Source organism: Aequorivita marina, assembly GCF_031631895.2.
In the GTDB taxonomy this organism is placed as follows: Bacteria; Bacteroidota; Bacteroidia; order Flavobacteriales; family Flavobacteriaceae; genus Aequorivita; species Aequorivita marina.
The window spans coordinates 298,728-324,054 of the sequence record NZ_JAVMBW020000001.1 but is presented as its reverse complement, the minus strand read 5'-3'; the positions used below and the strand labels follow the sequence as shown (position 1 = coordinate 324,054).

The 25,327-nt window shown below is 36.2% G+C and carries 27 protein-coding genes; 4 read left to right on the top strand and 23 right to left on the bottom strand.

Annotated elements, in window-relative coordinates; all coding sequences use genetic code 11:
• From QPK98_RS01505 to QPK98_RS01495, 3 genes are read right to left on the bottom strand one after another with little or no spacing between them, the layout of a single operon-like run.
• Positions 1 to 2,403: a TraG family conjugative transposon ATPase gene (locus QPK98_RS01505; protein WP_310991239.1), complete on the bottom strand. Its 2,403-nt coding sequence runs from the start codon at positions 2,401 to 2,403 to the stop codon at positions 1 to 3.
• The gene (locus QPK98_RS01500) at positions 2,390 to 2,674 is read right to left on the bottom strand and encodes a hypothetical protein (protein ID WP_310991238.1); all 285 of its coding nucleotides are present in this window, start codon (positions 2,672 to 2,674) and stop codon (positions 2,390 to 2,392) included. Before QPK98_RS01500 ends, QPK98_RS01505 begins: the two co-directional genes overlap by 14 nt.
• A gap of 31 nt (positions 2,675 to 2,705) precedes the next feature.
• Complete coding sequence (locus tag QPK98_RS01495) at positions 2,706 to 2,993, bottom strand: hypothetical protein (RefSeq protein ID WP_310991237.1); 288 nt, start codon at positions 2,991 to 2,993, stop codon at positions 2,706 to 2,708.
• A gap of 189 nt (positions 2,994 to 3,182) precedes the next feature.
• Here QPK98_RS01495 and QPK98_RS01490 point away from each other — a divergent pair, with 189 nt between their 5' ends.
• Positions 3,183 to 3,815 carry an N-acetylmuramoyl-L-alanine amidase family protein gene (locus tag QPK98_RS01490; RefSeq protein WP_310991236.1) on the top strand — a complete coding sequence of 211 codons (633 nt, stop codon included), beginning with the start codon at positions 3,183 to 3,185 and terminating at the stop codon, positions 3,813 to 3,815.
• Between the two features lie 124 nt (positions 3,816 to 3,939).
• On the opposite strand, the gene QPK98_RS01485 is transcribed toward QPK98_RS01490, so the two are convergent.
• From QPK98_RS01485 to QPK98_RS01470, 4 genes are all read right to left on the bottom strand, one after another.
• Positions 3,940 to 4,632 (bottom strand): hypothetical protein, encoded by a 693-nt coding sequence (locus QPK98_RS01485; protein WP_310991235.1) that lies wholly within the window; start codon positions 4,630 to 4,632, stop codon positions 3,940 to 3,942.
• Entirely contained in the window at positions 4,629 to 6,806 is a 2,178-nt protein-coding gene (cap2-3, locus tag QPK98_RS01480; RefSeq protein ID WP_310991234.1) for an anti-phage 6A-MBL system cap2_3 protein, read from the bottom strand. Before cap2-3 ends, QPK98_RS01485 begins: the two co-directional genes overlap by 4 nt.
• 2 nt (positions 6,807 to 6,808) lie before the next feature.
• Positions 6,809 to 7,942, bottom strand: coding sequence for an anti-phage 6A-MBL system MBL-fold protein (gene mblB, locus QPK98_RS01475; protein WP_310991233.1), 1,134 nt, complete (start codon positions 7,940 to 7,942; stop codon positions 6,809 to 6,811).
• A gap of 343 nt (positions 7,943 to 8,285) precedes the next feature.
• Positions 8,286 to 8,411, bottom strand: a complete 126-nt coding sequence (locus QPK98_RS01470) for a hypothetical protein (RefSeq protein ID WP_255505958.1) — start codon at positions 8,409 to 8,411, stop codon at positions 8,286 to 8,288.
• Positions 8,412 to 8,557: 146 nt separating this feature from the next.
• Here QPK98_RS01470 and QPK98_RS01465 point away from each other — a divergent pair, with 146 nt between their 5' ends.
• The 3 genes from QPK98_RS01465 to QPK98_RS01455 are packed head-to-tail and all read left to right on the top strand — an operon-like array spanning position 8,558 to position 10,353.
• Positions 8,558 to 9,247, top strand: a complete 690-nt coding sequence (locus QPK98_RS01465) for an RNA polymerase sigma factor (RefSeq protein WP_147865221.1) — start codon at positions 8,558 to 8,560, stop codon at positions 9,245 to 9,247.
• The gene (locus QPK98_RS01460) at positions 9,234 to 9,578 is read left to right on the top strand and encodes a hypothetical protein (protein ID WP_147865220.1); all 345 of its coding nucleotides are present in this window, start codon (positions 9,234 to 9,236) and stop codon (positions 9,576 to 9,578) included. The genes QPK98_RS01465 and QPK98_RS01460 overlap by 14 nt, the downstream gene beginning before the upstream one ends.
• Positions 9,565 to 10,353 (top strand): ImmA/IrrE family metallo-endopeptidase, encoded by a 789-nt coding sequence (locus QPK98_RS01455; RefSeq protein ID WP_310991232.1) that lies wholly within the window; start codon positions 9,565 to 9,567, stop codon positions 10,351 to 10,353. Before QPK98_RS01460 ends, QPK98_RS01455 begins: the two co-directional genes overlap by 14 nt.
• 43 nt (positions 10,354 to 10,396) lie before the next feature.
• On the opposite strand, the gene QPK98_RS01450 is transcribed toward QPK98_RS01455, so the two are convergent.
• The 16 genes from QPK98_RS01450 to QPK98_RS01375 all read right to left on the bottom strand — a co-directional run bounded on the left by QPK98_RS01450 (position 10,397) and on the right by QPK98_RS01375 (position 25,301).
• Entirely contained in the window at positions 10,397 to 11,446 is a 1,050-nt protein-coding gene (locus QPK98_RS01450) for a nucleotidyl transferase AbiEii/AbiGii toxin family protein (RefSeq protein ID WP_310991231.1), read from the bottom strand.
• A 24-nt stretch (positions 11,447 to 11,470) separates the two neighbouring features.
• On the bottom strand, positions 11,471 to 12,229 hold the full coding sequence (locus QPK98_RS01445) for a DUF6577 family protein (RefSeq protein WP_255505956.1): 759 nt from the start codon (positions 12,227 to 12,229) through the stop codon (positions 11,471 to 11,473).
• A gap of 39 nt (positions 12,230 to 12,268) precedes the next feature.
• Entirely contained in the window at positions 12,269 to 12,931 is a 663-nt protein-coding gene (locus tag QPK98_RS01440; protein ID WP_310991230.1) for a P-loop NTPase family protein, read from the bottom strand.
• Positions 12,915 to 13,682: a hypothetical protein gene (locus QPK98_RS01435; protein ID WP_310991728.1), complete on the bottom strand. Its 768-nt coding sequence runs from the start codon at positions 13,680 to 13,682 to the stop codon at positions 12,915 to 12,917. The genes QPK98_RS01440 and QPK98_RS01435 overlap by 17 nt, the downstream gene beginning before the upstream one ends.
• Before the next feature lie 3 nt (positions 13,683 to 13,685).
• A complete protein-coding gene (locus QPK98_RS01430) occupies positions 13,686 to 13,970 on the bottom strand; it encodes a helix-turn-helix domain-containing protein (RefSeq protein WP_121666321.1) in 285 nt (94 codons plus the stop codon).
• Between the two features lie 348 nt (positions 13,971 to 14,318).
• Positions 14,319 to 15,170, bottom strand: coding sequence for an RteC domain-containing protein (locus tag QPK98_RS01425; RefSeq protein WP_310991229.1), 852 nt, complete (start codon positions 15,168 to 15,170; stop codon positions 14,319 to 14,321).
• A 60-nt stretch (positions 15,171 to 15,230) separates the two neighbouring features.
• Entirely contained in the window at positions 15,231 to 16,445 is a 1,215-nt protein-coding gene (locus QPK98_RS01420; protein ID WP_008991329.1) for an MFS transporter, read from the bottom strand.
• Positions 16,446 to 18,548: a copper-translocating P-type ATPase gene (locus QPK98_RS01415; protein WP_008991330.1), complete on the bottom strand. Its 2,103-nt coding sequence runs from the start codon at positions 18,546 to 18,548 to the stop codon at positions 16,446 to 16,448.
• Positions 18,549 to 18,566: 18 nt separating this feature from the next.
• Positions 18,567 to 18,860 carry a hypothetical protein gene (locus tag QPK98_RS01410; protein ID WP_008616393.1) on the bottom strand — a complete coding sequence of 98 codons (294 nt, stop codon included), beginning with the start codon at positions 18,858 to 18,860 and terminating at the stop codon, positions 18,567 to 18,569.
• Between the two features lie 6 nt (positions 18,861 to 18,866).
• Positions 18,867 to 19,511 carry a hypothetical protein gene (locus QPK98_RS01405; protein WP_008616394.1) on the bottom strand — a complete coding sequence of 215 codons (645 nt, stop codon included), beginning with the start codon at positions 19,509 to 19,511 and terminating at the stop codon, positions 18,867 to 18,869.
• Complete coding sequence (locus tag QPK98_RS01400) at positions 19,508 to 20,401, bottom strand: ribose-phosphate pyrophosphokinase (RefSeq protein ID WP_008616396.1); 894 nt, start codon at positions 20,399 to 20,401, stop codon at positions 19,508 to 19,510. Before QPK98_RS01400 ends, QPK98_RS01405 begins: the two co-directional genes overlap by 4 nt.
• Positions 20,402 to 20,411: 10 nt before the next feature.
• Entirely contained in the window at positions 20,412 to 21,914 is a 1,503-nt protein-coding gene (locus tag QPK98_RS01395; protein WP_008616398.1) for a thymidine phosphorylase family protein, read from the bottom strand.
• 28 nt (positions 21,915 to 21,942) lie between these two features.
• Positions 21,943 to 23,319, bottom strand: a complete 1,377-nt coding sequence (locus tag QPK98_RS01390; RefSeq protein ID WP_310991228.1) for an MBL fold metallo-hydrolase RNA specificity domain-containing protein — start codon at positions 23,317 to 23,319, stop codon at positions 21,943 to 21,945.
• Between the two features lie 15 nt (positions 23,320 to 23,334).
• Positions 23,335 to 23,589, bottom strand: coding sequence for a hypothetical protein (locus QPK98_RS01385; RefSeq protein WP_008616402.1), 255 nt, complete (start codon positions 23,587 to 23,589; stop codon positions 23,335 to 23,337).
• 36 nt (positions 23,590 to 23,625) lie between these two features.
• Positions 23,626 to 24,468 carry a restriction endonuclease gene (locus QPK98_RS01380; protein WP_008616403.1) on the bottom strand — a complete coding sequence of 281 codons (843 nt, stop codon included), beginning with the start codon at positions 24,466 to 24,468 and terminating at the stop codon, positions 23,626 to 23,628.
• Between the two features lie 2 nt (positions 24,469 to 24,470).
• Positions 24,471 to 25,301 carry a universal stress protein gene (locus tag QPK98_RS01375; RefSeq protein ID WP_310991227.1) on the bottom strand — a complete coding sequence of 277 codons (831 nt, stop codon included), beginning with the start codon at positions 25,299 to 25,301 and terminating at the stop codon, positions 24,471 to 24,473.
• Positions 25,302 to 25,327: the final 26 nt, after the last annotated feature.

Below are 25,327 nucleotides of genomic sequence, written 5' to 3'. Positions count from 1 at the left end.
TTATTTTTTAGAGGTGAATTCTTTGATTGCCAATTCCATATTATTGGTCTTTTTATAAATGGCCATTATGGCCTCGTTTTCATTACCATCAGTTAAGTAAGCTGCATAAACTTCCTTCGGAACTTCCAACCGGAAAATGTTGCTTTCCCTACCAATTTTGATAAACATTTCAGTGTACTTACGTAGCCCAGAAAGATTGTTTTTGATGGATTTTAACTGATTAAGATCGTGACTGGATAAGTTGAGCCGTTTGACCAGCTCGTCATAGCCTTTTTCGTTGTTCAAGCTGTAAATGACCTGTGTGTTCTCTAAAATACTCGCAGACGTGGAATTATTCGGAAGTTGATTGATGGATTGCAGGATAATTCCAATAGCACCATTCTGTTTACGGATGGCTTGGTAATAGAATTCCACACTTTCAAGTACGTTATCAAACTTTAGTTGCTTTGCAAACTCATCGAATAGGATAATACCTTTTTCAGCACGGTTTTTCCAAATGGTTCTTTGAATAGCTGACTTTATCAGCTTCAACATTACAGATAGTATTTCCTTATTGTCCTTGACTTCATCCAGTTCAAAAACGATGAGTCGCTTATCCTCTATTTTATAGGTCTGGTCTTCGCTTACTTCAAACAGAAAACTATATAGACCATCGCCGATATATTCTGACATTACGTGCAAAAAACTTGTAATGTTGAAATAATCGGGATGGATTTTAAGAGTGTCAAGAATGGTTTCTTGATTACTTTCTATAAAGCTGTAAAAACCATCTAAGGAGTGATTTTCTGAATTGTTATTATAATAATGGCGCAATATTTTCTTTACGGAAACCGATTGTGCTTTAGTAACTTTTAAATCTGAAGCAAAGAGCTCAAAAAGGAAAACCGATAAATCTTCTAAGCGTTCTGGGGTCAAATCTTTTACATCATTGATATAAAACGGATTGATACCCAAATTCTTTCCGCTTTCATATCTGAGTACGGTATATTTTTCAGGATAGAGCTTGGCGAATTTGGTGTACGAGCCACCCAAATCTATGATGACCAGACGAACACCACTTTCAAAATACTGGCGTAGTATGTTGTTAGCCAAAAAAGACTTGCCTTCGCCAGTAGGTGCAAATATGGCAAAGTTTCGTGCCTTGATACGTTTCTTCTTTTCATCCCAGACATCTTTAAGAACAGGAATGTTATGCTCACGGTCATTGAAAATAATTCCAGTATTGTCTGACTTGTAATTGGTATTGTTGATGAACAGACACAGAGCATGTTTTAAATCTGTCACATATAAATCATTGTTTGAAAAGTTGGATGAAAAACAGCAGTAGCTATTAAGGATATAGTTTTTACGCTCTTCGCCTCGCGGATAGTATGGGATAATGTCCAGTTCCTTAAACTCGGTCTTTATTTTGGAAGTGATTTTATCGAGTTCTTTGGCTTCTTTCGCCCAATAGACAATATTGAGATGACCACGAATAATGCGTGCATTATCATCGGCATTGATTTGGTCAAGGATGTGCTGGATTTTGCCCAGAACCACTTTGTTCTGCGAACCGAAGTTGGAACTTTTATTCAATTCTTCAACTTTTTTATCGAGCAACTTGCGCCATCTTTGTTTATCATCCAGATAGATGATTTGATTGACGATATGATTTTCGTTGAGTGTAAGCCCTAAGCCATCAATAAACCCTTGATGAAACACGAAATCGTCTGAAGTGAATTTCTCATTGGTCTTGCTACTCTGTACACTTTCGCCAAAGCACAGTTCGCTGTTGATGGCCAGGGCATCAAAATGGTTTTCGCCAATATTGACGCTTTTTCTATCTAAGATGATATCTGTATCAAATCCCTCATTAAAACCATTGAAATAACCGTTGGTTAGTTTCTGAATTTCCTTGGCATTGAGTGGTAAAAATTCCATTTTTCGGCTATTATTGATAAAAGAAACGGAATCGCTTACCGAGTTGGCAAAACTCTTTATATTGTCGTTCTGTTCCTGCACGATTCCCTTTGAAACTTTTCGGAAAGGGTTAACGTATTTGGAATTGTTGAGCGCCTTGTTTTTAGTCAGAATAAAGAACAGATAACATTTATGTTCGATATATCCACGACCTTTGAAGTGCTCGTGCGTTGCTTTTTCCAAAAAGCTTGTATTCGGAAGCTCTTCCGCAGAATAAGATTTTTTGAGATAGACATCCTGTTTATGCACTACGGTTCCTACCGGAAGTGATTTTATGGCCTGAAACCAAGCACCGTGCATATCTTCAAAATCCTTTTCGGATAAAGCATAAATTTCCGGTAGATTACCTTCATAACACAAGATCACATTACCATTATTTGCAAAAATGATATTGTCCTGAATATCTGCGATGGGTCGATATGCCGAAAGGTTAATCTTGTTCATAATCGAGGCTTGATTTTTTTTTGTTACTAATAATTTTTGGGAATGCATTGGTAAGTTGAAACAGTTGCGGATTGTTTGCGATGCGCGTCAAAACAATGTAAAGTGTAGCATTGATAAGGATGAGCCCAATGATAATCCCGAAGCTGAAAGAGAATATGATTACCAATAGAGAAACTAGTACTACGACCATCATTAAGGCAAAGAGGGAAATGGGCAAACCGAAAATGACCGCCCGTTTCCTAATGTTCCTATAGACCTCGAATTTTTTCATACAGCTTAATGTTTAAATACTCCTTAGAGACTTAGACTACGATTCCGATTAGATAGGTGAAGATTCCAACCACAGCACCAGCAATGAGTACGAAGACCAATACTCGGGTTATGCCTTTTTTAAGGTCTGCGTTTTCGCCGAAAAAATGTCCAGCATTGAACAGGAATCCAACAAGAAAAATTACTCCCAAGAGAATAGGAAATATTGTTCTGATGGTGTTGGCAACATCGTCAACAGAATTTTCAATACCACCAATTTGAGCAAAAAGCGAGGTAGAGAACAGCGATAAAAAAGTTGTCAAATAGATTGATTTTTTCATAACGTAACAGTTTAAAAATTAGCGTTGTTTTCGTTATTGGAAATTTACATATATTTGTTTATAAATAACTGAAAATCAATAATTTATAAATAAAATTTTATTTGATATTGTTTGAATTCTGTTGCTATTATTTAGCATCAAATTTTATGGATTTTACAAGACAAGTTGTTGATAACCCGAAAATTAAAAATGAAAAAAGTGCTCAAAAACGTCAGTTTTGTCTTTTTGCTCCTAAAGATGTGTTTCATTTTTGGACAAGAAATAGGTGCTGAAAAACGAATTGTAATTGATGTTGGACACGGTGGAAAAGATTCTGGTGCCATCGGTATAAATGGCATCCAAGAAAAGGATGTTGTTTTGGATATTGCAAATGCTATTTTGAAACTAAATAATGACTTAGATAAACCTTTGGATATTTATTTGACCAGATATAGCGACACGCTTATTTCTTTATCGGATAGAACGAAGCTGGCGAAATCTCTAAAAGCTGATTTATTTGTGTCCTTGCATTGTAATCATTCGGATAACCCTAATGCGAGAGGTGTTGAAGTATATGTGAGCAATAAGCAATCTATATATCAAGATAATTCCGTCTGGCTTGCTTTTCGAATGCAAGTTGCGCTCAATACGAAACTTGGTTTTGAGAGTAGAGGTGTGAAGTTTGGCGATTTTCAAGTTTTGAGGGAAACCGTTGATTACTGTCTTTCGGTGCTTTTGGAATTGGGGTTTTTGAGCAATTGGGATGAGAGTCAATACCATTTAGAGACAGAATCCTGTCTGGTTTTGGCTCTGGCGATATTAGGAAATTTAATTAAAATTTAAAGCTATGAAAGAGTTAGGGATAGAGATTGTCAAGATTTTAAAACAACTTTCCTTATCATTATTTAATGAAATTAGAGATTTTATGAGATGGATAATTAGCAATTAGATTTTATTTTTCTATAACTTATGCCTTCAAGAATTGCTCAAATAAAACTTTTGCATAATATTTTCCATAACGATTTACTAAGAAACTACTAAGTACTATTGGTAGCAAGTAAAGAACCCCAAACCCTATACTGATATTGAATACCAATTCATTTGGAATTATAGTTTTGAAAAAGTAAAGGTTAAACAAAATTACCAAAATGGCAATGGCACAACCACCTATTAGGTTTCTGGTAAAACCATATTCTATATTGTGCTGAAATAAAAGAGTGTTGTCTCTGGTAACATTTTTAATCTGAGCTACTGCATCCACTATGGTTTTTCTGGCTTCTAATTCATTTTCATTTTCTTGACTTAAACTGAGAAGTTCAATCCTAAAGTTTGCTTTGATTTTTTTTCTAATACGTTTTTTTGTGCCATCTACAAAAAATGTATTTGACTGCAGTAAAAAATTAGTTGTTGGCATTTTTATTTCGTCTTTAAAAAATAGTTTCTGAAAAATTTCTTTTGCAACGAACCTATTGATTTGTGTCATAAAATAAATTATGGCTACAGATATTGTTATATCACTAACCCACTTATATCCTTTTAGGAATTCTATAAAGTTTATAATCTTTTCGCTGAAGCCAAAATAGTAAAGCGTTAGAAGGGGTACGGCGCAAATTATTGTTGGGAATAATCTTGCTTTAATATAATACTCAGTTGCTTTCATATTTTATGATTATCAAAGTATGTTTTATATTTTTCACTATCGCCGAAAATAGACATTAATGCTGGATGACCATTTAACTTTGCTTCATTCAAAAGTTCGGCAAACTGTACTTTATCATCGCCACTCATACCCAATCCACAGTTTTTGGGATGACTGTGCCATTCGCCTAAGTATTTAAGATTGTTATTAGTAGTTTTACTTATATGCTCTAATTTTTCTTTAACTCCTTTAATGCCTCTAATGAACAAGGTTGGCTTTTCAATACTATCTTCTGGTGATAATATAGTGCTGGTCACATAAACCTTCTTGTAGAAATTGTCAATTGCCCCTATCAAAATGCCACCAGTTTCGTTGGGCAACTTTTCAATTCTGAACTTAAATATTTTTTTCAGAATGTTTTCGTTCATAAAAATAGTCCAGTCATTGATTTTTTCTTCAAGCCAATCATCTGCTAAAAAACCATAGTGTTCAACAGCACCGGATACTTTTATTTTCCACAAATCAATGGATGCGCCATTGTCATTTAGTTTTTTCTTGAATGCCTTAGATGCGATACCTGAAAAAACAGCGAGATTTTCTTGAGGTATTTTTGAAGTGATATCCCTACAGCCGCGAGCATATCTAATTTTTCCTTCTTGGTTAAAGGTTAAGTGCTCAGATAGATCTGAGTCTTCCAATAGCTGTTTGTAGTACTGAATTTCTAACATATCCAATGGATAGTAGTTTTCACAATCTTCCGAAAGCATCACTAAATCATTTCCTATTGGGTTTAGGAATAAAGAAAACTTCCTTACCGCTTGAAATTCATTTGCCAAATACCTTTCTACGCCTATTGAGGTTGACATATCTAGAATAACATCTGAACTAAGTAATAATGACTTTTCAACGTTGCAAATATCTTTTTCGATAGGTTTTGAAAAAGTATGGTCATTTAAAAGCTCATTAGCTTGTTTCGAGATAGCTTTCGCTTTATTTGCGACAATATGATTTTCAATATCTATTGAAGCGTGCCTTATAAAATTGTGCGGAAGCAAAATATCTTTGTCTATTAGATTCCATTTACCAAAGCCACTTCTAGTAAGATTCATAAAAAATTGTGAGCCTAGTGCACCAAGCCCAATCAATGAAAATTTAGACTCTGACCACTTTTTATCGGTACCGCTGTAATTTTTGGCCAATGCTTTGTTTAGAGCCAAGTGTGGGCTTAAGATTTCAACGTTTATTGATGAAAGTCTGCTTTCGCTCAAATTTTGATCTACATTAAATACAGTATTTAGGTTTACTAATGAGCGGCCGAAAATACTTGACAATTGTCCTAAAGTTGCATTGATTTTGAACCCGGCCAAAGTCGGTTCTGAATTTTTGGAATTCCTTAGAATAGGAATTTCTACAATTAAAAATACTATCCCATTCCAGTAATCCCCATTAATATTATTGGTCAATCCATCATTGACTAGTTTAATGATTCTTGGTTTTAAAAGTCCAAGCAAGTCAATTTGTTTGGATTTGAATAGTTCATTTAAGACATATAGGTTACCAATTCTTTGATGCACAACGCCATTATTTATAGGCTTAGTAGTTATATAAAGTCTATGTATTGGTATCCCTAGAGAGCTTCCTATTGTTGTGTAAAACCCATTAGGCAATTCTTTAATATAATTTTTATTCGGGTCAATAATAATACCATTACTTCCAATAACAAAAGGTTCCAAAGGCTGGTCTTCCAGATGTAGCTTGTCTTTAGCAGTAAGCTCTAGCCAATTTTTAATGGAATGCAAAAAGTAAGAGCCAGACCATTTGTGCCTAAGCTCTTTAAAACTTTCCTCGTGTATGCAAAGGCTTACCGGTCTTTGGTCTTTAGTTATATTGGTATGGGAAAGCCCAACAGGAAAATCATCCCTTAAAGCAAAAACTTTAGGTAATTCCTGATTATTACCAGTAGTGATTATGACAATTGCTTCTTCCTGTCTAATATCGTTTATTGGGTTATTTGGAATATCTGGCAGAAAATTCAGAAACAGGAACTCATCTTTATCGTCAGCTTTTTTTATCTCTGTAAGATTTATTGTTCCGCCAAAAGCATCAATTGAAGATACTATCTGTTTTGATTTCTCATTTTTTAGCTCTTCAATCTTTACTTTTTCGGATTTTGGGGTTGTGTAATCTAGCTTCATACTTATCCTGCTCTTCCCGCCCTTGATGGTTGGTTTAAACCAGAACTTATTGCCGCCGCTACTGACTTTTTTAATGTTGCGCCATAATTATCAATTTCGAAAACGATGGGCTTTTTAAAATCATCATAAAACTTTTGAGTGTTCTTAAAATTGTTACTCCCGACAGCATCCACGTATTCTGTTCTCGCAGGATAATGTGGCGGATTATCTTTATTATCTACAATTTTCTTTGAAGTGGCCACAATTTTAGCTCCTGTAAGACTGTAGTTTAAAATATCAATTGATGTTTGTTTTGGCTCAGTATTATCAATATCCCTATCGCTATCCTTATAAGGTGTATCGTTGAAAAACGTCCAAGAGCAATGGTGCGGTGTTTGGAAAATATCCCATTCCAGAGCATCTTTATTATCATTTTTCTCTGATTTTTCTTTAATCGTGGCCCATCGATAGTGGTCCGCATCTCCACCGTGCAAAACTCTACAAGCAAAATCAGAGTCATTAGTTTTTAAGAACCTTGCCTGATAAACTATGCTGGACATATTTCTATCTTTATTAGCATTGCAGTCAATGACATCAGCCTTGAAAGGCGCGTGAATGAAAAATTCAAATCCATCAAGGGCGGTATTATTTATTTCTTTTACAATCTGACCAGGGATATGCTGCGGTACACTAGTGAAGTTATTATTGTCGTCATACCCAATTAGCACCAACCTGTTCCCTCGTTCATCTTTGGTGCTGTCATCGTTTTTGTAGAGATTTCTTCTTCGTCTAACTTCTTTTCTTATGACTCCAGCATCTGAATCATCAGAAATGTTGTCGTCAGCTAGGATATACTCATTTACCCATAGTTCATCAATTATAATTTTTTCATCATCAGTATCATAGGAACTGACTTTTCCTGTATGAAAATGTTTTTTGAAATTTAGGCAATGGTCGTTGTCGTGGTGGGTCAAGATGAATAAATCCGTGTAGGGTTTATCATTTTTCGTGTCCAGCTCATCTATAAGGTCTTTTTTTACATCATAAATTTCTTCTTTGACTTCACGTATGTTACAATCCGTTATGATATTCGCATTGTTGATCTTGAAAAGCGAGCTATCACCGTTACCGACAGGATAATATTTTATTTTATTCATGTTTTCATATTTTTAACAATTTATTTACAAATTTTGAACCAATCCCCAATAAAAAATAATTATGACAAATTGGCTGTTTTTCGGTTTTAATTATGATAGTCTTCTTAGAATAAGACTACCACAATCAATCTTCTAATTAGATTGCTCTAATATTGAAGCTATGCCATTTATAACAACGAGTGTTGCAATACCAAAGACTACGGCTTTTGCCATATCTCCACTCACATTAACACAATTGCCCTTACGACATACACTCAGTTCTCCTTTAGAGAAATTAATACTATTCATAAAAATGAATTTTTAGGTTAAACAATATCCATTCAGAGCTGTGGATTTCCGCTCATTACTTTCCTTTACTGTCTTTCCGGTTACTTCTAATGTGTTCCTTGATAATAATAGTTTTTCCGCCTACTTTTCTTTTGTGTTCAGGAATTCTATTGAACTTTTTACCAGATGAATCTTTAGCCATAGTTTTAATTTTTAGTTGAACTTACTTTTTTTATATTTGATTTTCATTATTAATTATTTACTTATAGCATTTTGTTGTTTAACCAAAGGTTTTATGGGTGCTGTCCACTCATATACCATTATAGATATATCCGTTTTGGTATATAGATGAATACAAGTACTAATCAGGACATAGATTTTGAAAAACTACCTAGCGTTGACCTGCTGGATTATATTTCTTTTAAAGATGAATTTCCAAAAGAGGCAGGAGCCGCTTTTGTGCAATTCTGTTATCGATTTGAGAAAGATTTGAAACGTAAGTCCGAGATTTACTGCAATAAGTATGGATATAACGAGGTGGTGGCTTTGGAAATAGCGCATTGTACTTTTGCCAGAGTTTGGAAATACCCAACTTTTGACAAAGACAAGTCCAAAGCGAGAGATTTGGATAAGGGCATACTTATTTGGATGTATCGAATTTTATACACCCAAATAATTAAATATGGCGAAAAGAACACTTGTGCAGAGCCTACTGAAGAAGAAGATTTAAGCCTGGTTACAAATGCAGATGAGTTGTTGGCAAAGTTTGACGTACCAGACGACGCTGAGGCAAAAAGGGTGGTTGTGGCAAAACTTAAAACCATTGAAAGAGCTCTTACCCGATTATCTGAAAAGCATCGAATCATTTATTTTACTTATAGAGCTTATCGAAAGGAAGGTAAAAAAGTGCCAAGAACAATTACAAAACTGCTTAGAGATAAACTCTCTTTAACCCAAAAATCCGTGAACACCTATTACGGCGATGCGGATAGACACGTTACTAACTATTTAGACATTATGAATAATGGCCAAGCCTAAGAAAATAGAACTAATTGAAACAGCTCAATTGGACAGTTGGTTAGGTTCAACAGGGTTTTTATTCCCTAGTAATGAACTTGAACTAGATAGGTTCAATAAATTATATGAAGATTATGACTATAAGTTGGATGATAAATCTATTAACCCAATTGCCGTAATCAATAATACGTTTTATAGAAAGCCAAAAGTCATAACAATGTTTGAAGAAGATGTTGTTGAAGAAATTGAAACCCTAAGAATGGTCGCTAGAAAAGGAAAGAAAGAATTGCCTCAACACATTATAGATAAAATGCGGAAAAAACATAACCAAGATTCTAGTGATTCGGAATAAAACAAACATAAAGGAATTAGCCGAAAGCATTGCATTGGAATATGAAGAAAAGATTACGCCTCTTGACAAAATATTAGATGATGAAGGCCTATCGGTATTTTATGACAGCTACGGCAAGAACACCTTTGATGGAATGACTTTCTTTGATAATGGAAAGTTTTATATTCACATAAATACCGATTTGGGTAATAGGCCAGATTCTGCAAGAGGAAGGTTTACGTTGGCACACGAGCTGGGACACTACTATATAGATTCCCATAGGATTGGATTGAAAAAAGGACTGTTGGAACCACACCCGTCAAGAACTAATCAGAGGCAGTTTAACCAAATAGAAAGAGAAGCAGATTTTTTTGCATCCTGTTTGCTGATGCCAGAGGAAAGATTCAAAAAAGATTTTTATCGTAAAACCTTTAGTATTGAATTGGTAGATTATTTGAAGGACGAGTATAAAGTCAGCAGGACTGCCTGTGCTTTTAGGTTTGCAGATATAGGAAATCACGATATTATGATTGTCTATGGCGAGAATGGAAAAATACGTTGGAAATATTGCAGCGAACATTTTCCCTATAAATATCTTTTATATGAAAACAAGGTGGCGGCAAATACAGTAATGGGCGAATACTTTAAGAACATTACTGATAACCTGTTCAAAAAAGAAGAGATTTGGGCAGTTGATATTTTCAACTACGTTAAGGAAGACAATAATCAAAGAAAGTTTTTTGAGCATTGCATTACTTTTAAGGGTAGAGCTCTTAGTATTATTTGGGAAGAATAGTAGTTTTCTTTTTCCAAGTAAAGCCTCATTAAATTGTGAAATTTTAACTTAAAGTTATTGCCTTAAACCAATAGAAAAACGCTTCCGGATTGCTCTTTTTCAATTTATTTAGCTTAGTGAATTGAGGGTTCTCAATCAACCAATCTTTAACCTCAAGCGGATTTGTAAACCTTTCGATTTCGCTATCAATACCAGCCTTAATCAGTTCAGATAGGTATGCAACTTTTGAAGCAGCTGTAATGGCTTCTTCAATATTGAACCTTACCAATGTAAAATTGGTAAAATTGCTTATTCCTGTTTGCAGATGTTTAAATTCCTCGGAATTTGTGTCACGGACGGAAAGTATAAAACAGGCTTTTTGGGTGTCTTCCAAAACCTGTTCTGAGGTTATGTCTAATTTTCTAAACGCTATTTCCTCTGCAACTACTTTTGTGAAGCTGTTACGGACTGTTGCTAAGTCCGAAATATTATCCATTAAAAACGCTACGTCGAATAACTGTTTGATAATTTCAACTGGTCTATCTTTGCTGTATAAAATCCCTGTGGTTTTTGGTGCAAACGCAGTTAGCTTATCGCCTAAAATGGCATCAAACGTTGGCATTTTTACTGTTGTGATTTTCCCTTGTGTTTGAAGCCAGTTGTGAGCAATCGGAATTTCTGTAAGTTCGGGATAAGGGTTTGGTGTGTAGAGAATATCCAGTAAAATTGGCTCAACACGACTATCTACATTGCTTTTGTAGAACATCTTGAAATGACCAACTGGTGCATCAGGCGTGTGCTTTCTGTCATTGTCATCTTCCCAATGTGTAAACGCTTCAGTTTCTTTACTTATAGCTTCAAGAACAGTTTCTATGTCGCTTTGGCTTTGCTCGGTAATAATATCGATGTCGATTGAAAACCTTTTAGGCTCTTCTGTTGCCAACAATAATGCAGTTCCTCCTTTAAAAATAAAATCGAGTTTGTTGATTTCAAGTTGTTCCAAAAACAGTAAGGCATAGATAACCTTTTCAATAAGTTTTGGATCATACTTTTTACCTAGTCTTTTTTTGACTTCATAAATCCACTCTGGTTGATATGTAGTTTCTTTAATCATTAAAATTAATGTTTGGCAATAAAATTAATTATTTGCCAAAGTTAAATTGCTTAATTGTTCAACTTCCGTCTCTCTATTACGCCTGTGGGCATAGCGTTTCATTTTACTTTTGCTTATCTCAAACTTTTCGAATGCCGATCGGTAAATAAATTCCAATTCACTTTGTTGTGCACCAAATAAATTAGTGTCTATTAGCATATCGACCAACAATTTTTCAAGGGATGGAATAATGATATTTTCGGATTGAACTAAAGGTGCTTCGGATACCAACTGCTTTAAAATTATTGCATTATCACTATTATGAACGTACAGCTCGAAAGTTTCAGCATCTGGTTCTGTAAAAACGGTTTTGCCTTGGTCTTTCAACTTGTAAAAAACGGATTGTACCACATCTTTTTCCAATTCAATTATGGTGTAAAATCTAAAGGGTTGGTGGCGCATAAATTGGTTTAACCATAAAGTGTTCCACACACAGAATTCAATGAATGGATAATCTTTTTTTATTTTATTGTACAGTCGTTTTAATTTGGTATCAATAACTGGAATAAATCTATCTTTTCCACTTAAAGTGTATTTACCTCTGGATGGGTTTTTTAACACACCTTCTTTTTTAAGTTTAGACAAATACACAGTGATAGAACTTTCCTTTAAGTTTGGAAAATCTTTCTGAATAAGCTCTACCAGACTGGTTTTTGAAATAGCTTGCTGGTCAACAAAGTATGTTGGTATTTTATCTTTAATAGTTTGTTCCAGAACAACGATATTTGAATTAAACTTTGGCAAAATACACATTTTTTGCCAAAGTTTAATAATAAATAGTAATTACTTCCGTTTATCCCTAGCCTTGGTATCAAAAGCAATCAAATTAAAAAGTTCTCGCATCCGGCTTCGCACGCGATTCCCATAACGTTCTTCCAGTTCCTCGGCATTGAGATTGGTAGTAGCGTGTGTTTTAATTTTTTTCTTGGTTTGCTGATATAATTCATACCGAGACAAGAGTACTTCTCCCATCACGTTTAGATCCTTACCGTAGAACCTGCCGGCAGGTTCTACGCCCAAATCGTCAAAGCAGTAGAATTTTGTGTTTCCATAATCTTCTACGGTTTTAAAGCCGAGATGGTTAAAACTAAAAGTTACATTCCGGCAGGGAATCATTTCGTAGGGACGTTGCAAAGGAACAAGGTGTTTTAGTAATTTCATTAAACTGGTCTTACCACAACCTACGGGTCCAGATAGTAGAATTCCTTTCTCTATATCGATTTTATGTTTTTTACAATTGCCTTTATCCTTGATAAAATAGGCGCAGAGCTTTCTTATGATCGGTTTATCCTCTTCGTAAATCCTAAATTTATTCCCGAAGAGTAATTTTCCTTTGGCGTTCAGATAAACTAGAATTTTCGGAAAATCGTACAGTACGCTTTTCCCATCAAATTTACCTAACGAATATTCGACGCCGCCTTCTGTTATTTTAGAGGGGTTGTCCATAATCTTTGTTTTTAGCGGTTCGCAAGTTGTCCTTGTTCCGATAGCTATCGGAATGGGACGGTGGTTTTTTGTTTAATTTGTTTTCTTTGGCAAATAAGTCGGTTCTATCCATCCAATTTTTAGCTAAAGCCTTCCAATCTCTGATTGTTTTTCCATCGCTAGTTTTCCAATTCCGAGTTTCATAATGCTCGAAGAATTTTTTTCCTTCATCAGCATTAAAACCTTTTTCAATAAAAAAATCAATAACCGCCTGCCAGCCCTTTGGTTGTTTTATATTGTTTACTTGTTTGGTATTGTTTATAGTAGATACCAATGCTTGTCCACTCACGGGACGGTTTGAGTCCACTACTTGTTCATTTTTGGGACGGTGCTGTCCCATAACAGGTTCACGGATGGGATGGTACTGTTCCGCAAGCTGTTCTAATATGGGATCGTACCGTCCCATATCCGGTTCATCACTTGTACCGATAATGGCCATCTTGATTTTGCTTCCTTTGTAGGGGTTATTGGAAGGGAAATAGGTGAGATAGTTCCAAGAATCAAGGTTTGTCACACATCTATGGTAAGTGGATTTTGAGCCAATCTTGGCTACACGCATTAATTCTCGACGGTTCACATAAAATTCATCTGCAAATCGGCTACTGTTCCATTCTTGGAACAGTGCCATATAGAGACTTATATGTGTTGGGTTGAGGCGGTCATCAAAAAAGAACTTTTCAAAAGCCGCATTAAGTAGCTTTATGTAGTTCATCATTTAAGAATTTGTCTTGTGTTGTACACGGTTTGAGGTCATTACATCTTGAATTTCTTCGGCATCGTAATAGATTATGCCTCCAACTTTTGTGTATGGTAGCGTACCATTGATTCGAAGATTCTGTAATGTTCCTGGACTGACTTGAAGCAAGTCCATAACTTCTGAAGATTTGAGATATTTTTTGAGTTTTCCAGTAGCTTGTTTGGAAAGAAGGTTTTTAATGTCATCGAGCAATTCTATTTTAAATTCCCGAAGATCGTCTGTGGTAATAATATTTGCTGGCATAATAGAACGGTTTTAAAAGAAAGGGGCTATCATTATCACTTTTCAACTAATTTGATAGCCCCTGACCTGATTTAACTCACGAGCTTTAGTATTTTAATAAAAAAGTGTTCGTGAATCTGTCGATTTGACTTTCGTTCTACAAATTTGGGATGATTTATTGGATATTAACCCCAAGTCATACCCAAGTTGGGTGTTTTTATATACTCATTTTCAATGGTTTAAATTAGTTTTGTTTAGCGGTTGTCCTGAAAATAGTATATGCCAAATGATAATAACGAAAATTAATTTTATTTTTTCCCAAGTAGTACCCAACTTGGGAAGAAATTTAACATTTAAGCGAAATGAATTTTATCCATCCGTTTCCTCCATTCTCCTTAAAAGTGTTGCTTTCAGTCTATCGATAAACTTGGTTTGGTCAATTTTCCGTTCTCTAATTTCGAGAAAAGTTCTATAAACATTTCCGAGTTTGAGTTCAAAGATGTCTTCACAAGCCGAAGCCATCTCTTTAATCCCAGCCGTACCACTTTTTATCGCTCCTGAAGCCTGTAAGGCATAAATCAATTCAATTAGGTCTGTTTTTGAGGCTGTCCATCCAAGTCGCTCGCCATTTGATAAAGTACTCAGTTTATTCTGTACACCGTTTGACAGATCCCTCAAATAACTTAACTCTTCTACGTAATGACTGATTAATAAATCGTAGGCCATAATTTTGGCAATTGCATTATCGTGGCTTGTGGAAAATTCTGCATCGGTATAAAAATGAGATGTGTTTGACACCAGACTGATTTTATCATTTCCTCGTAAAAAATAGAATTCATCCAAAAGTTCAGAATCTTCCCTGTAATATTTTATAAAATCTATATTTCGCCGATTGCTTTCTTGTAGTTTATTTATTTCTGAATCGATAAATTCCTGTTGAGATTTTATGGTGCCAGCAGGTCTGTTTATTAAAAAATTGTAGAGTTTGGCATAAAATTTCAATCTGCTATAAACATAAGGCTTATGTTTTTTAAAGAATATGATTTCATTTTGTTTGTCTTGAAATTCATTTTCTCTTACACAAACTCGCAATTGCTGTAAGTATTGTCTTGAAATGGAAATACCTTGTTCAACATTATTGAAATCGTTAAGATTAGATTCCTCAACTGCTTTTATTTCCTCTTTGTAATTATCTAAAATTTTATGAATCAGCTTATGCAAAATATTTGGGGCTTTAGATTTGGGTTAATTATCAATAAATATGGTTATGTGCTTATTTTCTTATGGTGGATTTTTGAAAAAGAATAAAAAACCAATAACAGCCAAGACAATGCTGCCAGCAATTATAAAAGGGTAGTAAAAACCACCTGCGAGTAACCAAGTCCCTAAAACAGGCCCTAGAATTTGACCAACGCTATTAGTAGAGCTCTGAATAGAAATGTTCCTGCCAGTATTTTGCTTTGATATTAATGAGACCGCAGAAAGTAAATTTGGGGTTACCATAGCACCTCCAGCAGCGAAAACAACGATTAACACATATACCAAGTATTCATTCTTAAAAAAGGGAAAGACAATTAAGGATAATCCAGATATAAACAACCCTAATGCAATTTGTTTCTTTGTGGATAAAAACTTCTCTCCGTAAGTAGCGAACAAAGGTTGTAAAACAGCCATTATTGAACCACATAGCATAAAACCAATACCTATTTGGTTACTGTTAAATCCTAATTCATCTTTCCCATATATTGAAAAGACAGTTTCAAACAGCGTTACTACAAATTGGATGACAAACGACAGACCCAGTAATACGACAAAATATTTGGTAAATGTGAATCGCAAGCTCGCTTTTTGTGTTGTGAACGTATGTACGCGAGTGGTGTTTTTTAACCATTTTGCTACTACAAATAAGACTATAAGTCCTAGAAGAGCGGCAAACAAAAAGGGTACTGAAAATCGGTCTAAATGCAGCAGACCTATCGTATATTTTAAATGAAGGTCAGTTTGAGACAGAAAGCCACCAATGACAGGGCCAAAAATAACACCAGAGCTAATGGCAACACCCGACCAACCCATTATTTTTGTTCTTCGTTTTTCAGAAGTAATGTCGCTCAAATATGCGTTGCTAACTGGAATAACTGATGACGTGAAAATACCACCAAAGATGCGAGCAACATATAGCATCGTCAATGATGTAGCAAGACCGGTAAGTAATTGCATAATTACAAAGCCGATTAGCCCAACAATGATAATGGGTTTACGGCCGTATTTATCGGATAGCCTGCCCCAGAGTACAACGAAAAGAAGCTGGAAGAGCGGATAAATACTGGTCAAAAAACCAATATGAAAGTTAATCGAATCAGTATCTAGGTTATCTCCTAAAGCTAATCTTTCGGTATAGTAGGGAAGGGTTGGCAATAAAATACCATAGCCCAACATCACTACAAATAAACTCAACAGGATTAAAAATATCCTGTTGAGTTTTTCTTTTTTGTCCATTTATTTTTTACCGATTTTTCGCTTTAATAATTGCGCATTGATAGCCACTATAATCGTACTTAAACTCATAAGTACAGCTCCAACGGCTGGGCCCAAAACAAAACCGGTAGAATAAAGCACTCCAGCAGCTAACGGAATGGCTATAACGTTGTATCCCGTTGCCCAAACAAGGTTCTGGATCATTTTATTGTATGTAGCCTTACCGAACAAAATCAAGTTAGCAATATCTTGTGGGTTGCTGTTTACCAAAATAATATCCGCGGTTTCAGCGGCTACGTCTGTGCCAGAACCTACTGCAATACCTACATTGGCTTGAGCCAGAGCCGGTGCATCGTTCACTCCGTCTCCTGTCATTGCCACAAACTCTCCCTTACTTTCCAATTCTTTTACTATTTCCACTTTTTGATGTGGCAAAACTTCGGCGTAGTATCCATCCAAGCCGAGTTTATCGCTAACAGCTTTGGCAGTTCTTTCATTATCACCGGTAGCCATTAAAACTTTTATATTATTCTTTTTGAAAATTTTGATGGCATCGGCAGATTCCGGTCTAATTTCGTCCGCCAATGCTATGTATCCTGCCAGTTTTCCATCAATCAAGACAAAAACAACAGTTTCTGCGGCATCGCTATAGGCATCCTCTGGAATAGTTATTTTTTCATCCCTTAAATATCCGGGACTTACAACTTTTATTTCTTTCCCTTCTACGTTCGCCTCGACTCCTTTACCGGTAATTGCGTTAAAGTTTTCAGGGTTCGGAATAATAACTTCATCTTCTTTTACTTTTTTAATTATTCCAACCGCAATAGGGTGTTCAGAACTCTGTTCCAATGCACTTGAAAGCCTCAAAATTTCTTTAGGTGGATATTTCTGATTGACCGACTCAACCCTTGTTACACCAAAATCACCTTTGGTCAATGTTCCAGTCTTGTCGAATAATAATGCCGTTATTTTTCGGGATTCTTCAAAAGCTGTTCTATTTCTAATCAATAATCCATTCTGTGCAGAAACCGCAGTAGAAATAGCGACCACTAATGGAATGGCAAGACCTAAAGCGTGCGGACACGCAATAATCATTACCGTTACCATACGCTCCAAAGCATACACAAAAGGGAAGCCTAAAATTAGCCAAACCGCCAATGTGCCAAATCCAATACCTAATGCGATATAGGTAAGCCATTTTGCAGCTCTATCCGAGAGGTTTTGCATTTTTGATTTGGACTTTTGTGCTTCTTCAACCATTGTGATCACCTTGTTGAGATAACTGTCCTTTCCTGTATGCTCAACCTTTACCTTTATGCTGCCATTACCGTTTACCGAACCTCCAATAACCTTATCATCTATTTCTTTCTTAACTGGTTTGGACTCCCCAGTAAGCATAGATTCATTCAGGTAGCTGGTGCCTTCTGTTATAATACCATCAGCAGGCACCTTTTCACCTGGTTTTACTAATATGACATCATCTTTTAACAAATCTTCCAACGGAATATCTTCTATGGTATCACCCTTTACCCTATGGGCTTCTGCGGGCATCATACTTACCAAAAGCTGTAAGGCCTTTGATGCTCCCAAGACGCTTTTCATCTCTATCCAATGTCCTACCAACATAATAGCGATAAGGGTAGCCAGTTCCCAGAAAAAATCAACTCCTTCTAAGCCGAACACGGTTGCCGAACTATAAACGTAAGCCACGGTAATGGCCATAGAAATAAGGGTCATCATCCCTGGTGCACCTTTTTTAACTTCGGACCAAAATCCGGTAATAAATGGCCAGCCGCCATAGAAATACACTACAGAAGAAAGGCCAAATAATATATATTGGTTTCCGGGAAGCAGGAACTCATACCCAATAAACCCTTGGATCATCGGGGAGATGATGAGGATGGGAATGGTCAAGATTAAGGTTACCCAAAACCGTTTCCTGAAATCGGCAATCATCATTTTATGATGGTCGTGGCCCATTTGACCGTGACCCGGATTGTGACCCGAATGGTCCCCACCTTTGTGGTTCATTTTAGAATGGTCTTCTTTTTTGTGTTTCATCTTCGAATGGTCCATTTTAGAATGGTCCATTTCATCGTGATTGTGGTGTTCGTGATTTTCCATTATTGTCTTGTTTAAGTGTTATCGTAATTTTTTTCTCATAGCTTCCGAAATGTTTTCGGCATAGACGCCATAGGCATCTACCAAAAGTCCTTTAATCCCATTTTTTGATGAAATAGCATAAAGCACACTATTATCGTCGGTACTGCTCATACCCTCAAAACGATGCATCTCGTCAACATTAAAATCTTCTGGGTGTATTTCAATTTTTAGTGAGGCACACTCCAAACATTCTGGTTTTAGGTTAAAATCATATGTATAGCCATTTCCCTGTAAATCGTTTATGGCTTCAGAAAGTGTATCGTAATTTTTCATCTGTCTTTATTTATAGTTTATTGTAAAATAGCTGTTATCTGCTTCTGAAAATTTCTGAAAAGTCAATAATCCTTTTTCATTTAATTTTTCAATAACAGTATAATTGAATTGCTTGATGCGAATACCCCAGGCATAGGCCTTAATATTTATTTTTGATTTAATAGTGTTTTTGCCAGCTTCTAATTTTCGATCGTAAATTTTTATGATGCTTTTTGAACCGAAAAAATTCAACAAGCCCGAGTCAAAACTCATTTCCAATTCAATATTTTTCAGATTATCCAAATTGTATAGTTCTTTAAATTTCTTTGAAGTGGTGTTGATTTCTGTTTTCTTTGATTTTGGATTGGAAAACGGGAAAGCCATTACCACTACACTTGCTTCATCAGGCTTGCAACGATAGGTTGTGGTGTATTTATCGGTCAATTTTTTGTCTTTATCAAACAATTCCGTAACTACCTCAATTTCATAGTATCCATTTTTCTTTATTGTTTCACTGGCTTTGAAAGTTTGTTTATTTAAAAAAGAACCATTTTCATCAAAGTTTTCCCGAATAACAACTCTGCCTGAAATCTGCCCAATGAGCATTTCAGTTTGTCCAGTCATTGTGATGCTGAATAAAGTGATTAGTACTATAAAGCCTTGTTTTCTCATATATGGTGCATTAATTTTTTTACCTCTTTTGCCATAATATCACTTAAATCTATTCCATTTGAAGAGTGTGGGATGGTATTACAAGTCACTATTTTTTCTACTCCGGAATCCAATAAATCTTGATAGGCGTTTCCTGAAAAAACGGCGTGAATGCCTACACAAATAGGTGGTTTCATTCCTGCTTTTTTAAGATGTTGTACGGTTTCAATCATTGTTCGGGCTGTGGAAATAATATCATCTACCAAAATGGGTGTAGCATCTTTATATATATCCACATCGGGAACAGAGACTTCTACATCACGGTCACCGTGACGCACCTTTTGTAATACCGTAAATGGTGCTCCTGCATTTTTGGCGACTTCTGACACCCATTGTTCACTTTCAGAATCAGGTCCGATAAGTACCGGGTTTTCGATATTTTCTTTAATCCATTCTGAAATTGCGTCGGCAGCGTGAATCACTTTATTTGGAATTTGATACACTTCTCCCAACGAACTAATTCTGTGCAAGTGAGGGTCAACTGTGGTAATGCTATCGGCGAAACCAGAAATCAATTTTCCGAAGAAACCGGAAGTCACTCCTTCTCCTTCATTAAATACTTTGTCCTGCCGCATATACGCCAAATAGGGTGCTACCAAACAGGTACACATAGCTCCTAATGATTTGGCTGTGTGGCTTAAAAAATATAGTGACAACAGTTTTTCGTCCGGTTCGTGCAAGGTGCATACCAGTACCACACATTTATCTTTAACATCAGACAATATGCGCGTGTATGATTCCCCGTCAGGGAATTTCCTTAATGTGGCTTGACCCACTTCAGCATCCATTTTTGTAGCCATTAGTTCTGTGAGTTCTTCATTTCCGGGAAGACTGAATAATATTGTTTTCATAGTATGTTCTTTAATTTATAGTTATGATGTCGTTATGGTTGTTTTCATATTCCAAGGCATAATTAAGTTCACCTTTGGATTCAGCATATATGGTATAAAGCAGTTGGTTCTCTTCGATTTGTTCTCCCAAATGCACATTTAGAAGAATCCCTGCCGATTTAGATTGTGGTGCTCCAGAAAGCTTGGCCAGTTTTGCAATTTTACGGTTATCAATTCGTTGCAAAACGCCTGACTTTTCAGCTTTAATTTCAATTTTATAAGGTGCTAAAACTGGTTTTGAAAATTGACCTTGCGCCTTACAAATGGCTACGAATTTTTCATATGCTTTTCCAGATTTGAGAATTTTATGTGCGGTTTCCTGTCCCTTTCCTTTTTCTACTTTTCCAGAAAGTTCTAATAGTTCAGTAGCTAAAAGCAATGCTCTTTCTGTTAAGTCTTTAGGTGCATCTTCCTCATTTTTCAAAACTTTTAATATATCTATGGCTTCTAAAGTTGGACCGATACCCCTTCCAACAGGCTGCGTGCCATCCGTAACTACAACTTTTACATTCAACCCAACAGCAGTTCCAACGGTTTCCATATGATTTTTTAGTTTTTCTGCCATTTCGGTACTGCGAACCTTGGCGGTTTCTCCCACGGGAATATCAATGACCACGTGAGTAGAACCAGCTGCTGCCTTTTTAGAGAGTACTGAAGCGATGAGCTGACCTTCGCTATCAATATCCAAGGCTTTTTCAATTTTAATGAGCACATCATCGGCAGGACTTAACTGCGCTGTACCGCCCCAAACAAAACATCCGCCTTCTTTTTCTACTACGGTCTTTATTTCCTCGGAAGAGAGCGTAACATTGGTCAGTACTTCCATTGTATCTGCTGTGCCTGCTGGCGAAGTGATTGCCCGTGAGGATGTTTTTGGCATAGTAAGCCCATACGCGGCAACAATGGCAACTACCAATGGTGTTGTCCTATTGCCAGGCAATCCGCCAATACAATGTTTGTCGACCACGATATCCTTGTTCCAGTTCAGTTGCTTTCCGGAAGCAATCATTGCTTTCGTTAGGTCGGATATTTCATCAATATCCATTCGGTCGCCAGCACAGGCAGTAATAAATGCCGAAAGGTGGATGTTGGAATAATCGCCTTCCACGATATCGGTTATGATGTTGTTATAGGCCTTATAATCCAGTTTTTTGTTATAGATTTTTGCCCTGACGTGGCTTAAGGATTCAATAGGCTCTAAATGGGAAACATATAATGTATCGTTTGGGGAAACATTGAGTTTTTTCGCAGCAGCATCTGATAGTCCGATTTCATTAGGCAACAGAATATCAGAATTCAGGACATTAAGACTTGCTACGATTGATGTATTTGCATTGGATATTCTTATTCGGGTAAGTGCCTCAAACCCTTCTGAAATACAGACGTGGCAATCTTCGCGCATATACACTACATTTTCGTTTTGGGTATAGATTCCGAGATGTTTATATTTTAATATGTTTGAGTGTGTGTCCATATTTTATTGGTTGTTGTGATTTTTCGATTTATTCTATTTCTTCGATGGTGTATAATTGCGGAATTTCTGCATCCCACCCATAGGTTTCCTTGATGCCTTTTTGCAATGCTTCTGCACTCTCTTTTTCACCGTGTACAATGAAAATACGTTCGGGTTTGTTTTTTATCTTATCCATCCAGTCCATAAGTTCTGCGTGGTCTGCGTGTGCCGAAAGCCCTTCAATTTCTACTACTTGCATTTTAAACGGCACCCATTTTCCATATACTTTTAGTTCTTTTTCACCTTCCAATAATTTTCTGCCACGAGTGCCTTCAGCTTGATATCCTACAAAAAGTAAGGTGTTATTTGGATTTTGTGCCTGTGTTTCAAGATAGTTTAGCATTCTTCCCCCTGTGAGCATTCCGCTTCCTGCAATCACGATTTTTGGTTTGTAATCTGTTCTTAATTCCATTGTTTCACGATAACTGCTAACAACTGTAAAGTGTGAGCACATTTCGTCACATTCGTTGTCTTCCAATCTGTGCCAATCCCGAGTTCTATGAAACAGTTCCAATACGTTGGCACCCATTGGACTATCCATAATCATTTGTACTTTGGGGATTTTGTTCTCCTTGAGTAACCTCCAAAAAATAAGCATCATCAATTGGGCACGTTCTACCGAAAAGCTTGGGATAAACAGGCTGCCACCTCTATTGATGGTGTCATTTACCAATTTTTCAATCAGTGGAAGTGCTTCCATTTCATCTGGATGAAACCTTCCTCCATAAGTAGATTCTATAAAAAGCACATCTGCTCTTTTTGGTTTCAGGGGTGGATAAAGCAATAAATCACTGGTTCTTCCAATATCTCCTGAAAAGACAAAACGCTTTCCTTCAACATCCAGCTCGATGAATGTAGCACCAAGAATATGTCCGTTATACTGAAATCGTGCCTTGATACCATCAAATAACGGAATCCATTGTGCTTGTGGAACGTCTTTAAAATGTGGAATGGTTTTTTCTACATCATTTAAATCGTAAAGTGGTTCCGCGGGACTGTGTTTGGAATAGCCCTCTTTATTGGCACGTTCGGCTTCCTGTTCTTGTATTTTGGCACTATCATTCAATATGATTTTTGCGATGTCCAAGGTGGGATTGGTGCCGTAAATGGGCCCTTTGAAACCTTGCTTTACCAATCTCGGCAAATATCCTGTATGGTCCATATGGCCGTGGGTAAGCAAAACAGCGTCAATATCAGCAACATTAACGGGTGGATACTCCCAGTTTTTAAGGCGTAATTCTTTTAACCCTTGAAAAAGTCCGCAGTCTATGAGTATCTTTTTATCTCCTGTGTCCACTAAATATTTTGAGCCGGTTACCGTACCTGCTGCACCTAAAAAGTGAATATTTATTTTATTGTTATCCATCTTTATAGTATTTATTTAGAGTCCACCACAGCAAGAAGGTGTATTTCCTTTATCTTGTTTTGATTTGCTCAATTCCACTATTTCTTTATATAGATTACGAGAATCCTCTTTAATAAAAAGAGCCAATTTCTTTACTGATTTAGGTTCAAAGTGAACCATTTCCAATAATATCTCAAGGGCTTCTTCAAGTAGTTTAGAGTCATCTTCCAATGCTTGGTAAAATGGCTCTAAATCTATACTGTCCTTTTCTTTCAGTTCATCTGTTTTCATTTGTTCTATTTTTAAATTAAAAATGTATGTAGTGCTTTATTGAATTCTACATAGTTCTCTTGAATCTTCGAGAATCTTTTTGTGCCTTGACTTTGGCACTCCTACTTGTTCTAAAACTTTTGGGTTTTCGTGAAGCTCTTTGCAGAGCACAAGACCTTTATCCAATAATTTCGTTTTTTCGGCCTTAGTAAGCGTTGTTATTGCTGTTAATGGATGTAGCCCCGACTTATCTATTCTGTCTTTTAACCCGTTATCCATTGGGTAATCCCAACTTGTCAATAATAGCCCAACGCATTTACCATATTGTACCGCATCACTTGTAAATCGTGTATTTGTATAGACGCCTCCTTTGTGAAGTTTAGTATCGTGACCTTTTTGGCGTTCCCAATTTTTTTCTACATCTAAAAATCTTGAATTGATGTATAATGGAATCTTCACGTTGCAAACTCGGCCTTGATCGCTATGGTATTTGCATTCAATCATATAATGATTATTGTCTTTTTGCGCTATCACATCTATTTCGTGTTGAACACAATTACCTTGGACAATAACATCAACTTCTGTATCAAAACCTTCGTGTGCCAATAGTTTGCCTACTAATTTTTCAAATGGAAAACCGGTTGGACCTAGTTCCATTAAAGCTTTTTTGAGCTTGTACTTTGAGGCACTTACCCTAGATTTTCGTTTTAGCATCTTGAAAGCCAACTGATAGATTTTTTTGGTTGTCATTCCTTCTTCAATCTGCTCTTGTACTTTCCGGGCTATATCTTGAATAATATCCTCATCTGCCCGTGAACGCCGCAGGGAGTTGATGAGTTTGTTTACATCAAAGGCTTCGTACTCACCAGAGTATTTTTTTATTAAGACTGATTTATTCATTGTTACATTTTAATAGTCATTACTGGTAATTCGGAGTGATTGGTTACACCCTCTGCGATGCTTTTAGAGAATAAGCTTAAAAAGCCTGTACGTCCGTGAGTACACATTGCGATTAAATCGGCATTTTTATATCGTAAAAAATTGTTTATCCCTGTTTCTACGTCTGGTTCGTTATATACATTCATTGAGAAGTTATCCAAATCGGGGAATTTTTTCAGGAACTCCTTGATGGGATCCAACCCTTGTTCTATACTGTTAAAATCGGTCTGAGTATTGACCCTCAATAAATGGATATGTGCGCCGCATTTTTCAGCAATCGAAATAACCTCCTTAAATGCATCGCTTACATCTTGAAGAAAATCTGAAACAAAAACGATATCCTTAAAAGGAAAGGATACTTCTTCATCCTTGACTACAACAACTGGTACATCAGCTTTCCTAACAATTTTTTCTACGTTGCTTCCCATTAACTCACGTATACCGCCTCGGGTGCCACTACTTCCCGTAACTATAAAATCGTGATGAAAATGACCCGAATGTTTAAGGATATTTGCCTGACCACCATCAAATTCAAGGAAAGTCCTGCATTCAAGACCTTGCCGTTCTGCTTTTTTCTCCAGTTCTCTCAGGTAGGCTTTTGCGATGCCTATTTGCTTTACTGTTTCTGGGTACTGTTTTTCTTTTTGTTTATCCAACTTTACCCATTCTACGGGGGTTTTCATCAAATGGAAAAAATGGATTTCGGAATTGTAAAGCTTTGCCATTTCAATTCCGAGTTCTTCTGCTTTATTGCAATTTTTTGAAAAGTCTGTTGGTACGAGTATGTTTTTCATAATTTTTTGTTTTAAATTGTTTTTGA

Coding starts and splice junctions, on each gene's coding strand:
- QPK98_RS01500 (WP_310991238.1), bottom strand. CDS start 2,674: ATGAAAAAATTCGAGGTCTATAGGAACATTAGGAAACGGGCGGTCATT.
- QPK98_RS01485 (WP_310991235.1), bottom strand. CDS start 4,632: ATGAAAGCAACTGAGTATTATATTAAAGCAAGATTATTCCCAACAATA.
- QPK98_RS01490 (WP_310991236.1), top strand. CDS start 3,183: ATGAAAAAAGTGCTCAAAAACGTCAGTTTTGTCTTTTTGCTCCTAAAG.
- QPK98_RS01430 (WP_121666321.1), bottom strand. CDS start 13,970: ATGCCAGCAAATATTATTACCACAGACGATCTTCGGGAATTTAAAATA.
- QPK98_RS01495 (WP_310991237.1), bottom strand. CDS start 2,993: ATGAAAAAATCAATCTATTTGACAACTTTTTTATCGCTGTTCTCTACC.
- QPK98_RS01385 (WP_008616402.1), bottom strand. CDS start 23,589: ATGAAAACAGATGAACTGAAAGAAAAGGACAGTATAGATTTAGAGCCA.
- QPK98_RS01415 (WP_008991330.1), bottom strand. CDS start 18,548: ATGGAAAATCACGAACACCACAATCACGATGAAATGGACCATTCTAAA.
- QPK98_RS01505 (WP_310991239.1), bottom strand. CDS start 2,403: ATGAACAAGATTAACCTTTCGGCATATCGACCCATCGCAGATATTCAG.
- QPK98_RS01400 (WP_008616396.1), bottom strand. CDS start 20,401: ATGAAAACAATATTATTCAGTCTTCCCGGAAATGAAGAACTCACAGAA.
- QPK98_RS01465 (WP_147865221.1), top strand. CDS start 8,558: ATGAATACAAGTACTAATCAGGACATAGATTTTGAAAAACTACCTAGC.
- mblB (WP_310991233.1), bottom strand. CDS start 7,942: ATGAATAAAATAAAATATTATCCTGTCGGTAACGGTGATAGCTCGCTT.
- QPK98_RS01460 (WP_147865220.1), top strand. CDS start 9,234: ATGGCCAAGCCTAAGAAAATAGAACTAATTGAAACAGCTCAATTGGAC.
- QPK98_RS01440 (WP_310991230.1), bottom strand. CDS start 12,931: ATGGACAACCCCTCTAAAATAACAGAAGGCGGCGTCGAATATTCGTTA.
- QPK98_RS01435 (WP_310991728.1), bottom strand. CDS start 13,682: ATGAACTACATAAAGCTACTTAATGCGGCTTTTGAAAAGTTCTTTTTT.
- QPK98_RS01470 (WP_255505958.1), bottom strand. CDS start 8,411: ATGGCTAAAGATTCATCTGGTAAAAAGTTCAATAGAATTCCTGAACAC.
- QPK98_RS01375 (WP_310991227.1), bottom strand. CDS start 25,301: ATGAAAAACATACTCGTACCAACAGACTTTTCAAAAAATTGCAATAAA.
- QPK98_RS01405 (WP_008616394.1), bottom strand. CDS start 19,511: ATGAGAAAACAAGGCTTTATAGTACTAATCACTTTATTCAGCATCACA.
- QPK98_RS01410 (WP_008616393.1), bottom strand. CDS start 18,860: ATGAAAAATTACGATACACTTTCTGAAGCCATAAACGATTTACAGGGA.
- QPK98_RS01450 (WP_310991231.1), bottom strand. CDS start 11,446: ATGATTAAAGAAACTACATATCAACCAGAGTGGATTTATGAAGTCAAA.
- QPK98_RS01395 (WP_008616398.1), bottom strand. CDS start 21,914: ATGGACACACACTCAAACATATTAAAATATAAACATCTCGGAATCTAT.
- cap2-3 (WP_310991234.1), bottom strand. CDS start 6,806: ATGAAGCTAGATTACACAACCCCAAAATCCGAAAAAGTAAAGATTGAA.
- QPK98_RS01390 (WP_310991228.1), bottom strand. CDS start 23,319: ATGGATAACAATAAAATAAATATTCACTTTTTAGGTGCAGCAGGTACG.
- QPK98_RS01420 (WP_008991329.1), bottom strand. CDS start 16,445: ATGGACAAAAAAGAAAAACTCAACAGGATATTTTTAATCCTGTTGAGT.
- QPK98_RS01380 (WP_008616403.1), bottom strand. CDS start 24,468: ATGAATAAATCAGTCTTAATAAAAAAATACTCTGGTGAGTACGAAGCC.